Origin of the sequence: Citrifermentans bremense R1 (assembly GCF_000426865.1) — a bacterium.
In the GTDB taxonomy this organism is placed as follows: domain Bacteria; phylum Desulfobacterota; class Desulfuromonadia; order Geobacterales; family Geobacteraceae; genus Geomonas; species Geomonas bremensis.
Map to the genome: position 1 here is coordinate 387241 of NZ_AUGE01000001.1, position 12638 is coordinate 399878.

8 protein-coding genes are annotated in these 12638 nt (G+C 64.9%); 1 reads left to right on the forward strand and 7 read right to left on the reverse strand.

The annotated features are described in order from the left end of the window. Window positions 1–8 precede the first annotated feature (8 nt). The 6 genes from K419_RS0101785 to K419_RS0101810 form a co-directional block, all read right to left on the reverse strand. A complete protein-coding gene (locus K419_RS0101785) occupies window positions 9–1133 on the reverse strand; it encodes a transaldolase family protein (protein WP_026840062.1) in 1125 nt (374 codons plus the stop codon). Window positions 1134–1142: 9 nt separating this feature from the next. Further along, window positions 1143–3278: a transketolase gene (gene tkt / locus K419_RS0101790; protein ID WP_026840063.1), complete on the reverse strand. Its 2136-nt coding sequence runs from the start codon at window positions 3276–3278 to the stop codon at window positions 1143–1145. 114 nt (window positions 3279–3392) lie between these two features. After that, window positions 3393–4388, reverse strand: coding sequence for an aldo/keto reductase (locus K419_RS0101795; protein WP_026840064.1), 996 nt, complete (start codon window positions 4386–4388; stop codon window positions 3393–3395). 18 nt (window positions 4389–4406) lie between these two features. Next, window positions 4407–4604 (reverse strand): hypothetical protein, encoded by a 198-nt coding sequence (locus K419_RS0101800; protein ID WP_026840065.1) that lies wholly within the window; start codon window positions 4602–4604, stop codon window positions 4407–4409. A gap of 136 nt (window positions 4605–4740) precedes the next feature. After that, the gene (locus tag K419_RS0101805) at window positions 4741–6147 is read right to left on the reverse strand and encodes an OmpA family protein (protein ID WP_026840066.1); all 1407 of its coding nucleotides are present in this window, start codon (window positions 6145–6147) and stop codon (window positions 4741–4743) included. 239 nt (window positions 6148–6386) lie between these two features. After that, on the reverse strand, window positions 6387–6755 hold the full coding sequence (locus K419_RS0101810) for a rhodanese-like domain-containing protein (protein ID WP_026840067.1): 369 nt from the start codon (window positions 6753–6755) through the stop codon (window positions 6387–6389). Window positions 6756–7474: 719 nt separating this feature from the next. Between K419_RS0101810 and flgM the strand changes: the two genes are divergently transcribed. Continuing rightward, window positions 7475–7753 carry a flagellar biosynthesis anti-sigma factor FlgM gene (gene flgM / locus K419_RS0101825; protein WP_026840070.1) on the forward strand — a complete coding sequence of 93 codons (279 nt, stop codon included), beginning with the start codon at window positions 7475–7477 and terminating at the stop codon, window positions 7751–7753. A 116-nt stretch (window positions 7754–7869) separates the two neighbouring features. On the opposite strand, the gene K419_RS0101830 is transcribed toward flgM, so the two are convergent. Next, window positions 7870–12636 carry an MBG domain-containing protein gene (locus K419_RS0101830; protein WP_026840071.1) on the reverse strand — a complete coding sequence of 1589 codons (4767 nt, stop codon included), beginning with the start codon at window positions 12634–12636 and terminating at the stop codon, window positions 7870–7872. Between the last annotated feature and the right edge of the window lie 2 nt (window positions 12637–12638).

The window sequence follows — 12638 nt, forward strand, 5'->3', positions numbered from 1 at the left end:
GCGGCGATTCAGCCGAGGACTGCGACCCGCTTGAGCTCGATGTTGCGCAAAAGGGAGTCGTAGGGGCGGGCAGAGCGCTCCACCCCCTCGGTCTCAAGGCGCCGGGCCAACTGGTTCAGATCGACCCCAAGGCCATGAAGCCTCTCCAGTGTGGTCAGAGCCTCCTGCACCCCCTCGTCCAGGCGCCCCGCCGGCCTTTTCCCGTGGTCCCGGTAGGCGGCGATGGCCTCCAGGGGCATGGCGTCGACGGTCCCTGGGCCCAACAGCCCTTCCGGCCTCCTCAGGCCGGCAGCGTCCCCCCCGGTCCCGGCACCGGCGAAAACCAGCCGCTGCTGCCTCGCCCCTTGCGCGGCAAGGGCCAGGTAGCGGCCGCCGGAATGGATCTCGCGGTTCACCTTGCGAAACACCTTCGCGCACGCTACTCCCACCTCACCCTTTAGCGCCGCAGCCATCCTCGCCTCGCCTCCATCCTTCTGCGCCAGCCTGGCAAGCAGCGGATCCACCATGGCATCGATGCGGCCGACGCTAAGGGTGGCCGCCGAGGCGACCCCAGCCAGGGGAAGCCCGCGGGCGGCGCGCTCCGAGAGCCCGTCCTGGTAGGCCTCAGCCGCGGCCAGATAGCGGGAGACGGCGAAAACCAGGGTCACGTTGACGTTGATCCCCTCCCGGACCAGCTGGCGCAAGGCGGCTACACCCTGGCAGGTGCCGGGGATCTCGACCAGGAGGTTAGGCCGGTCGACCAGCTCCCAAAGCCGCCTTGCCTGGGCGAGCATCGCGGCGCCGTCATGCGCCAGGTGCGGGGAAAGGGCAAGGCTTACAAAACCGTCCCTGCGGTCCAGCCGCAGGTACAGGGGATGCAGGAGGTCGGCGGCCAGCCGCACATCCTCGGTCAACAGCGTCTCGTAGATCCCTTGCGCATCCTGCCCCTGCCGCGCCAAGAGGGCGATGGCAGCGTCGTAGTCGCGGCTGGCGGCGATGCTCCGCTCAAGGTGGGCCGGGTTCGAGGTGACGCCGCTGACCCCGTCCTGGACCAGCGAGATCAGTGCCCCGGAGAGCAGCATGGGACGGCTGATGCCGTCGAGCCAGACGCTCTGTCCGCACTGCACCAGGTTGCTAAGCGGCGTTTCTCTCATGTCTCGCTCCTAAGGATTCGGAGAAGGTGCCTCCGGCGGTTTTTCGGGCGCCGCGCCCACGCCGGGGCCCGCGCCCCCTGTCAATTGCAGCGCCATGCCGCAAACATGGTCCACGGTGAAGCCGTACTCCCTCAAGACGACGTCTCCCGGGGCGGAGGCGCCGAAATCGTCGACTCCCAATACCATCCCCCCGGATCCCAGGTAGCGGTGCCATCCCTGGGTCGCCCCCGCCTCGATCGCCAGCCGCGCCGTCACCGCAGGCGGCAGCACGAAGTCCCGGTACTCCTGCGGCTGCTCGTCGAAGAGCTCCCAACTGGGAAGTGAGACGACCCGGACCGAGAGGCCGCGCTCCTCAAGCGAATGGCGCGCAGCCAGGGCCAGGGAGAGCTCGGATCCGGTGGCGATGAGGATCAGGCGCGGCGCCCCCTGCCGCGCCTCGGCGAGGACGTACCCTCCCCGGAGCACCCCCGCCGCCGCACCCAGCTCCTCACGGTCCAAAGTGGGCAGCGCCTGGCGCGAGAGCACGAGGGCCACCGGCCGCCCCTCCACCTGGAGCGCCGCGCGCCAGGCCTCAGCGCACTCGTTGGCGTCCCCGGGCCTAATTACCACCAGGCGCGGGATGGCGCGCAAGGAGGCCAGCTGTTCCACCGGCTGGTGGGTCGGCCCGTCCTCCCCCAGCGCTATGGAGTCGTGGGTGAAGATGTGGATCACCTTGAGCCGCGACAGCGCCGCCAGCCTGAGCACGGGGCGGAGGTAATCGGAGAAGATGAGGAAGGTGGCGCCGTAGGGAAGCGTGCCGCCGTGCGCCGCCATTCCGTTCAGCATGGCCCCCATGGCGTGCTCGCGGACGCCGAAGTGCAGGTTCGCCCCGGCGCGCCCCCATGCCCCCCCCACCGCCCCCTGCCTGTCCCGCGGGTCGAAGCTTTCGGGCTGGAAGTCGCCTTTGCCGGTGAGCGCGGTGAGCGTCGAGGGGTTCAAGTCGGCGGAGCCGCCGAAAAGCTGCGGCACCCTCTGGGCCAAGGCGTTCAGCACCTTTGCCGAGGCTACCCGCGTCGCCATCCCCTTGGCGTCGGCGGGGAATTCCGGCAGCGCCTCCTGCCACCCCTGCGTCAGCTCCCCAGCCAGAACCTGCTTCAGCTCGGCGCTCTCAGCCGGGTACGCCGCCTCGTAGCCGGCCATGACCGACTTCCAGGCCCGCTCTTCGGCGGCGCCTGTCACCAGCGCCTTGCGAAACCGCGCCAGCGCCTCGGGCGGGATGTGGAACTGCGGCTCCTGCGGCCATCCGAGCGCATACTTGGTGCGGCGCACCTCCTCCGCCCCAAGGGGCGCGCCGTGCGCCTCGAAGCTGTCCTGTTTCTGCGGCGAGCCGAAGCCGATCCGGGTGCGCACCATGATCAGGGAGGGGCGCTCTTTTTCCGCCCGCGCCTCATCCAAGGCTCGCCCGATCGCCTCAAGATCGTTGCCGTCGGCAACCTCGAGCACCTGCCAGCCGTAGGCCCTGAAGCGCGCGCCGCGGTCCTCGGTGAAGCTCAGATCGGTTGCGGCGGCGAGCGTGATGCGGTTGTCGTCGTATAGGCAGATGAGCTTTGCAAGGCGCAGGTGCCCGGCAAGCGAAGCCGCCTCGGCCGCCACCCCCTCCATCAGGTCGCCGTCCCCGACAAGGGCATAGGTGAAGTGGTCCACGAGCGTGAACCCCGGCCGGTTATAGCGGGCGGCAAGATGGGATTCTGCTATCGCCATGCCGACGGCGCCGGCGCCCCCCTGCCCCAAGGGCCCGGTGGTCAGCTCTACCCCCGGAGTAAGCCCCCGCTCCGGGTGTCCGGGGGTGCGGCTTCCCCACTGCCGGAAGCGTTTCAGCTCCGACAGGGGGAGGTCGTAGCCGGTCAGGTGCAGCAGGGAGTAAAGCAGCATGGAGCCATGCCCCGCGGAGAGGACGAAGCGGTCCCGGTCGAACCAATCCGGGGAGGCGGGATTGTGCCTCAGGAAACGGGTCCAGAGCAGGTATGCCATGGGGGCTGCCCCCATCGGCATGCCGGGATGGCCGCTGTTGGCTTCTTGGATGGCGTCCACCGCCAGGAAACGCAAGGTGTTGATGCAGAGCTGGTCCAGGTTCCCGGCGCTGGCCGGATCTGATTCGATGGTCATGGCGCTGCTCCTTCACATGAAGTTGTGGGGTTGCGGGGGGGGCCAAGGTATTTCCCTGGGTGCCGCCCCGAGCCACTATAGCAAGTGATGGAGCAAAGATGAAGACATGTTGAGCTACTCGGTGCTGTCGATGAAGCGCAGCGCCTCCTCCTGGTAGCGCTCTCCCGCCACCTTGAAACAGGCCACGGAGCGGTCCAGGTCGGCCCAGACCTCCTCGGAGAGTTTCAGCCCCACCGCCTGGGCGTTTTCCTCCAGGTAGCGCAGATGCTTGGTGCCGGGTATGGGGACCAGGTCGCCGCCGCGGCGCAGTATCCAGGCAAGCGCCACCTGGGCCGGGGTCGCGTCGTGGGCGCGGGCGATGTCGTTCACCATGGAAACCAGCCTGAAGTTGTGGCTCAGGTTCTCCGCCAGAAAGCGCGGGTTCTTGCGGCGCCAGTCGCAGGGCTCAAGGTCGTCCGGGGTCCTGATCTTGCCGGCCAGGAACCCGCGCCCCATCGGGCTGTAGGCGACGAACCCGATCCCCAGCTCCCGCAGCACCGGCAGGAGCTTGTCCTCCACCCCCCGCTCCCACAGGGAAAACTCGGACTGTACCGCGCTCAGCGGATGCACCGCATGCGCCCGGCGCACGATGCCCGGCCCCACTTCGGAAAGGCCTATATAGCGGACCTTTCCCTGCTGCACCAGTTCGGCCAGCGCGCCTACCGTCTCCTCGATCGGGACGGCGGGGTCGAGGCGATGCTGGTAGTAGAGGTCGATGTAGTCGGTACCGAGCCTCTTGAGTGAACCGTCAATAGCGCGGCGCACCTGGGCGGGGCTGCTGTCCAGACCGATCTCCCGGCCGTGGGGGCCGAACCTCCAGGCAAACTTGGTGGCCAGAACCAGCCGCTGGCGCGGCACCTCTTTCAGCACGCGCCCCAAAAGCTGCTCGTTGCAGAAGGGTCCGTAGACCTCGGCGGTATCCCAGAAGGTGATCCCCAGTTCCACCGCCCGGCGCAGGACGTTGATCGATGCAGCGTCGTCCCTGTGCCCGTAGACATAGGACATCCCCATGCAGCCAAGCCCCAGCGCCGAAACTTCCAGTCCCTGCTGCCCCAGTTTCCGTTTGTGCATATCCGCCTCCTGACCGTACTAGCACCTTTTGTCGAATACCAGTCTCATCAGCGGGATGGTGCTGGCGACTCCCGCCATGAACAGGCCCCACCCTGCCGCCCTGCGCCCCCTGGGGCTGAAGCGGTCGGCAAACAGCAGCCCAAGCCCCGCTCCGAGGACCACTCTCGTCACCGCTATTGCCGACAGCTGCGGCAGGGTCAACTTAGCTTTTTTCATCTCTCTACCTCCAGTTGCAGGGGCACGGCGCCAACAAAAATAGCCCATATCGTCTATGGGCTATTTTCGTGGCACCGTGGATACCGTTGCCAGAGGCCAGGGTGCTGCCGACTACCCGGTTGCACCTGGCCTGCGGCTACTTCGTGACGACGCAGTCGATGACGGCGTTGATCCTGCGGTTTTTCTGGCGCCCTTCTGGCGTGTTGTTGTAGCTGATGCGGCGGGTCGCGCCGTACCCCTTGGCGGAAAGGCGGGAGCGCTCGATGCCGAAGTTGTCCACCAGGTAGTTGACCACATTCTGGGCGCGCTGCTGCGAGAGCTTCATGTTCTTTTCGGGGGATCCGGTGTTGTCGGTATGCCCTTCGATCACGGCGGTGGTGGTGTTGTAGCGCTTCATGTAGTCGGCCACCTTGGCGATCTCATTGCGGTACTGCGGCTTCACGTCAGCCTTGCCGGGATCGAAATCCAGCACCAGCGCCATGCAGAGCCTGTCCGGAGGAGTAACCTGCTGCACGTCGAAGGCGCAGTCGATGATCGCCTCGATGCGGCGGTTTTTCTGTTTACCCTCGTCGGTCGCGTTGTCGGCGATGGGGCGGGTGAAACCGTACCCCTTGGCGGAGAGACGGGAACGCTCGATGCCGTACTGCTCGACCAGGTAGTTCACCACTGCCTCGGCGCGGCGCTGGGAGAGATCCTGGTTGTGATTGTAGGAGCCGACGTTATCGGTGTGCCCTTCGATGACGGCCGTGGTGGTCGGATACTTTTTCATGAAGTTGCCGACCTGGGCGATCTCTTCCTTGTATTCAGGGCGGATGACGGCCTTGTCGATGTCGAATTCACCCTGCAGGGTGATGCAGTACTTGTAGTGCTCGGGGGTCGGCTCGGCTGCCGGAACCTCGAGCGGGGGCTCGGGTGCAGGGGTAACCGCAGCGGGCTGCTCGACTGGAGCGGCAACGGCCTGGGCGGGAGCCGCAGCACGCTCACCGCCGCCGAACAGGAAGGTCAAGCCGAGGGAGTATTCCCAGTTACGGGCAAGGTCACGGCCGCGGCTCAGGTGGTTGGACATGAAGTCGACCAGATAGCGCCCGTCGGCCCTGAGGGCCACGTTGTCGGTCATGAAGAACTTGACGCCGCCGCCCGCTTCGGCGGTGCCGTCATGGGAGTTGCCCGCGTCTGTCCGGATGGTGCTCCCGCCGCCGCCGATTGCGAGGTAGGGAACGACCGGAGAGTCGGCGAGGATGTTGTAGACGAGGTCGAGGCGGTACGAGTAGACGCCGACGTTGTGTTTGTTTGCCTTGTATTCAGCCTTCATGTAAGTACCGACCAGTTCCGCCGCGAAGTGATCGGTGAAGTCGTAACCCAATCGCAAGCCGCCCAACGGGCGGTTCTGCTTGAAATAGGCTTGGCGGTCGTCATCGAACCCGTAGCCGCCGACAAAGGGGGAGATGGAAAACGCCCCCGCTCTTTCCCCGGCCTGCGCGATGCTGGCCAGCGCCATCACGGCCAGGGCCATTATGCAGATAATGCTGGTGAGTTTTTTCATCCTGTTTCCTCCTTGGTTTCGGAAAGAACTCCTGATCCTTCCGGTAAATTGGAGTTCCGCCATTATGGCGGACCCGGTTTCGGTTTCCAGCCTGCCGGACCGGCAGCTGGCAATTCCTTCAAGCAGTTCCGTGGGTAGCGGCGCGCTGCACCCCTTCCAAAAATTAACGGGTACCAATATATACTTAATCCATGAGGTGTCAACCCCACATGAGCGACAGCTAACATTTCTATTCATTACTAAAGGCCGCGCACCCGGGTCATCTCCCTCCCCTGCCCGACCTCCTCTACAGGCAATCCGGCACTGAGGTAGGCCTTAAGCCCCCCCGACAGGGCGTAGGCACGGAGACCGCGCTCCGTGAGGGCCCGCGCCAGTTCCAGCGCAGGTTCGTCCCCCGGCGCCGCGCAGCAGACCACCACGGTGCGCCCCTCAGGTATCTCCGGCAGGTGCCTGCGCGCCTCGTCGTCCGTCAACAGCAGGGCTCCGCGCACCTTTCGCAGGGTGAAATCGGCGTCGCCTGCATGCCGCAGTTCGATAAGAAACAGCGGTTCGTCCGCCTTGATCCGCTCGCGGACCCATTCCGTGCTGACCGCCAGATCGCGCTCCATCCGTCCCTCCTAGTCCTCTCCCTCATCCCCCGCCTTTTCGTCCACGTGCTTTGGCCCTCTTTTGCGCCTGATGCTGAGATAAACCACGCAGAAGATTGCCAGGACGATTAAGAATGTGAGGCTTAGGGCGAATGTTCCAAAAGAATGCGGTGTGACAACGTGCACGGGTGCCTGTGTCTGTGCCTCTGTTTGCGTCTGTGTTTGCATCTGCGGTTGTGTTTGCGGCTGCGTCTGCGGTTGTGCCTGGGTCTCTGGCATCGCGTGCCTCCTTGACAGATCCTGCCGCTCCACCTTGTCGCGGTAGCCTTTGGCGTCACAAGCGCCGTTGTCTCTGTGATAATGTGAAGGGAGCGATACAGTGTTGATAGAACGTGCTCTGACTCTAGCGTTATATTTTTTCCTGCCTCGTGCCGCAGCACCCAACAAAAGTATCTTAAAGAAATTTAATGTCAAGCCAAAGAGTCATATCTGCCGCGGCTGAATGGCAATTCATATCGTTCAGTCAGACAATCTCGATGCAGTGACAGGAGTTGTCGCAGCGGTAGTCGTGACGTGGAAGGGAACGATCTTGGGCGGCAGCGTGTTAGAAGACATTTGCAGGCAGGAGGCCTTGGCGGCAAGTGGCGGAAATATCATGAGACAAAAATCAGTGGGCTTTTAAGGCCAAAGGGCATATTATTCCCACAGTTTCACCTCAACATGAAAAAGCGAGTAAAACTATGAAAGTATCGGATATAGCACACCCGGCGCAGTTGCAGCAGGTAGAGGAAAAGGAAGCGAAGAGCACAGCGGCCAAGGAAAGGACGGCGGCAACGCCGCGCAAGAAAGGCGACGTGGTCGAGCTCTCCACGGCGCTGGACCAGCAGAGCACGGTGCCGCAGGAAGAGTTGCAGGCGCAGCGGGTCGCCTCGATCAAGTCCCAGGTAAAGGCGGGAACCTACCAGGTCGATGCGCGGCTGGTGGCGCAGAAAATGCTCTCCGGCGATTCCTGGATCTAGAAAAGGGAAGGTTCAACGAAAAAAGGGCGCGCCACTTAACAGGTGGCGCGCCCTTTTGTTTTATATAAGCGCGGTTCTGTTACGCTGCCGCCTGCCGAGTCGCGGGACCGCTGGAGCTAGAAATCGACCAGCCCGACGATCCTGCGCAGCAGCACCAGGACGTCGCCCACATCGACTGCGCCGTCTGGCTGCGGGATTCCGTTCACCAGCGGGGCCAGGTCGCCGTGTGCGAAAAGCTCCGCGCTCATGGGCTCTAGCCCCAGCGATCCCCTCAGCAGCCGGGCGGCGTCCTGCAGGTCGACGCTGCCGTTGCCGTCCAGGTCCCCCGGTATCAGCTCGACGCGGATCAGGTTCCTCTGCGCCACGCCCGATTCTCCCGCGCTGCCTCCCCCCCTGGCCCTGATACGGATCTCGCCGGTCCGCGAAAGCGTCACCTGCTGCTCGAACCCCCCCGCCGAGATCAGCGGGGTGAACGGCACCCCATCCACCTCGAGGGTGACGCTCCCCGGCTGCTGCAGGGTCGTGCTGCCGCGGATGGTGAGCGACTGCCGCTCGGTGCGCAGGTCCTGTGCCGGCTCGGTGATCGCTATGGCAGGTCCGCGCGGAGCCAGAATCACGCTCCGCTTCACCCGCGAACTCCGCCCGGAAAGCTCGGCCGCGAACTCGATGGTATTCACCCCCTCGGAAAGGTAGGCGCTGCCGGTGAAGCTCCCTTGCTCCACCCCCAGCAACTGCGGCGACGCCCCGTTCAACCAGAGGGTGACCGCGCTCCCCGGGGTGACGCTCCCTTTCACGGCACAGGAGGGGGTATCGGTGACGCTGTTGTCCGACGGGAAAGCCACCGAGATCACCGGCGCCAGGGGGTCAAGCGTGATGTTGAGGGTCCGGGTGGTCCGGTTCCCGGCGCGGTCGAGGGCGGAGACGCTGACCGAGTTGGACCCGGGGGCGAGAGCGACGGCGGAGCTGAAAGATGCCGCCTCGGCGGTCACTTCCTCCCCGTTCACCGTCAGGGTGGCGATGCCGGAGAGGTCGGATGCTTCCCCCATGAGGTTCAGCACCGGGTTTGAGGTCACGGCCCCGTCCGAGAGCGCGGAGAGGGAAAGCGCCGGCGCCACCCCCTCGCTGGCTACGGTCAGCGGCTGGGAAACCGGTAGAGCGGGCTCGAAGTCGTTGTTGCCTGTTTGCCGCGCGGTGATGACGCAGGTCCCCGCCCCGACGATGGTGACCATGTTCCCGGTCACTTCGGCGACCAGGGGATCGGAACTCGCGTAGCTCACGGGAAGGGCGCTAGTGGCGCTTGCCTGGAGGGGAAAGGGGGGATCCCCCACCACCTTCTGGGCCAGCGAGGAAAAGGCGACCCCCTGCCCGCTCTTGTGCACCACCAGGGGCTGCAACCTTTCGGGCGCCGGTTCCAAGCTCCCGGTCCCCGGCTGCGACACGGTGATCACCGCGCTTCCAGCGCCGGTTATGGTGACCGTCTGCCCGTTCACCTGCGCCACCTCAGGATTCGAGCTCGCGAAGCTCAAGGTGAGTCCGCTGCAGGCCGAGGCGACGATATTAAAGGGGGGGTCGCCGAAGGTCCGCTCCGGTATGGGGGGGAAGTAGATCTCCTGGCAGGACTTGAAGATGCGCAAGGTGCCGTCGACCGGCAGGAAACGGTAGTTTTGCGAAGAAAGCGTCCCAAGGGCGGCCGCGATGGCGTACTCCCCGACGCTGCTCACCAACAAGGCCGCGGTGGAGAGCGAGGGGCTCCCCGAAAGAACCGATACCCCTTCCCCCTTGACGAACCCAAGGTAGCTCGCGCTGAGCGCGGGGTTGGGCGTCAGGTAGGCGCGGACCTTGTCGTCGGCGGCGACGCGAAGCGGAGCCTTGGCGACGGTAAAGGAGACGGTGACATCCTCCGCGGGCTCAAAGCTGTCGTCCCCCCCCTGCGAAACCGTGATGGTGGCGGTCCCGGCACCGATGATCCGTATCTCCCCCCCGACCACAATGGCGACCCCGGGGTCGGAACTGGTGTAGGTCAGCGGCAGGCCGCTGGTTGAGCTCCCGCCCGGGTCGAAGTCGGGGTCGCCGTAGGTCTTGTCGGTGAAATCGCCGGGATCGATGGTCTGCTCCTGCTTGACCGGCTCCGGCTTGAGATAGAAAACCCGGATGGTTTCCATGATCGGGCCGGCCCCGCCCCTGTGGTTGGTCATGTACCCCCGGGCGCGCAGGAAACGGGTGGCAAGCATACCCGAAGCGCCAAGGTCGAAGCCGTTTCCGGAGAGCTCCCAGTTCGCCGTCCCGGCGACCCTCTCAGCCGGCCCCAGGGGGAGCCACTCCACGCCGTCCGGAGAATGATCGAAGGTCACCCGGGCGAATTCCGGCCCCGTCCCGCGTCGCTCCCAGCGCACCGCCTTGCCGTCGGGCTGTACCACCACCTCCTGCGGCGCCCACCCGTCGCTGAAGCGCTCCAAAACCCTCTTCTCGATATCGTCGCCGATGCTGCGGAAAGCGCCCGCCATCACGAGCTTGCCGTCGAGCTGCTTGCCGACTGCATTCACCATGTTGAGGTTGAAGTCCGCCCTCTTGCCGCCAAGAAAGCCGTAGTCGAAGTCCGGGTCGAGCCCCCCCTTCGGGGTCAGGCGGGCGATGTGCCATCTCGTAGCCGTGGTTTCCTTGCCGTCTCTGACCGTGTTGAAGTTCCCGGACACGATCATGTTGCCGTCGGCCTGCACGGCGATGGCGTAGAAGGAGCCGGTGAGCTCCCTCCCGTCGGGCCTTATGTATGTGGTCTCGACGTTGAAGGTGTTGTCTATGGCGCCGTTGTTATCGACCCTGAGGATGTGCCTTTTCCAGCTCTTGCCGTCGGGGCCGGTATAGGTGGAGGTGAAGGTGCCGGCGACCATCAGTTTACCGTCGGCGGTCTGCTGGATGCTGTTGATCATGCCGACGCCGAGCTGCAGTTCGTTAAAGCTTTCGTCCTTGGTTCCGTTTTCGTTCAGGCGCAGCACCCCCCCGTTGGTGGTCCCGACCACGATCTTCCGCCCCTGCACCGTCAAAGCGGTGATCTCCCCGCCGATCAGGGAGGGGGGCAGGGCGTACACGTTTGCCGCGAAAGTGGCGTTGACATCGCCCGCGTGGTCCACCTTCGCCAGGAAAAAACGGGGGTTCAGCTCGGCGCCGGATTCGTCATAGTAGGGGTCGGAGCTGGCGCCTGCGATGAAGATATCCATCTCCGGCGTTTGGTCGGGGAGCATTTTGCCCGTCGGCGTCATCCCGACTGCGCGGGCCATCTGCAGGCCGGGCATAACCTCTCCCGCGATCAACAGGTTCATCTTGTCATTGAAATCCGAATCGAGAGCGCCGTTCGATTTTAGGCGGAACACCTGATTTTGCGGCGCCCCGTTCATGACGCCGAATTGCCCTGCGACGAGAATGTCCCCGTTCAGATAGGGCGCTATCACCAGGACGCCGTTGTTCAGCTGCAGGTTTCCCGGCGGATCCAGGTCGAGGCTCCAGTCCTTTTCCAGCCTGGCGAAACGGTTTCTTGCTGCGCCTTCTACGTTGCTGAAGAGTCCGCCTATGTCCATTTTGCCGTCCGGGTGGGCGTAGAAGGTGAGGATGTTGGCGCCAATGTCGGTGCCATCCATGAGCGAGACTATCTTGGATCCGATCGCGACCGCACCCTCATCGAGATGCCCCTCGGGGTAGAACCGGGCCAGCTTGGTGCGGGGGGCGCCCGCCACATTATCGAAGTCGCCGGCGATGAGGATCTTGCCATCCAACTGCACCAGGGCGGCTGCCACCTTCAGGTCCGGGGCGGGGTCGAAACCGTCCAGGGTGCCGTCGATATTGAGGCGGGCCGCGTGGTTGCGGGAGGAAGCAGGGAGGGCAAGGCCGGGTTTGGTTATTTCGGTGAATTCCCCGCCGATGACGAACTTGCCGTCCGGCTGCAGCGCCACGGCGGCGACGCTGCCGTCGGGAGCGGGATCGAAATCGTCTATGGTCCCGTCGCCCGCGGTGCGCGCTAGGTGCTCGCGGGGGTGGAATACCCTACCCGCGCCGACATGGATACCGGTGAAGTCGCCTCCCAACACCAGCCGGCCGTCCACCTGCACCGCCAGCGCACGCACCGCCCCGTTGGGATAGGCGCGGAAGCTGGGATCGGGTAGACCGGCGCTGGTGAAACGGGCCAGGTACCCGGCGCTCCCTGTGAAGCTCCCGCCCGCCACCACGTTCCCGTTTTGCAGCGCGATGGCGAAGACCTCGCCGCCGCTTACCCCCCCCGAGAAGCTGGATTTAAGGGTCCCGTCGGCGAGCGAGATCCTGGCGATGTTGCTGCACGGGGCGGTGTGGGAGACCTGGCTGAAGCTCCCGCCGACGACGATGTCGCCGGAGCCTGGGGGGAGGACCAGCGCGTTCACTACGGCCGCGGCCGAGGTGATAGGGTCGAAGTTCTCCAGAAAGCCGTCGCCGCTTCTTATCCGCGCCAAGGCGTTGCGATCCACGTCCCCTTCGGGCGTGGCGATTTTGGCGAACGCCCCGCCGATGACGATGGAGCTCAAGGCGGAATCCGCCTGGTTCCACTGGATGGCGATGGCGTTCACGCTCCCTTGGGGGGTGTGATTGAGGGTGGTATCGAGGGTGCCGTCCGGGTTCAACCGGGCCAGGTTGACCCTGGTTGTCACGGGAGTGCCGCCGGTCAGGGTGAAGGAGCCGCCGATGATGACCTTGCCGTCCCAGGGCTGCACCGCGATGGAGCGAATCCCGGCGCCGCCTATCTTGACGCTGCTGTAGATGTCGAAGCCGTCGCGCAGGGACGAGACGGCGGCTTGGGCGCGGCCAGCCAAAAACGAGAGGAAAAGTGCGACCAGCAGAATCAAAAGCGGTCTTGGCTTCATCT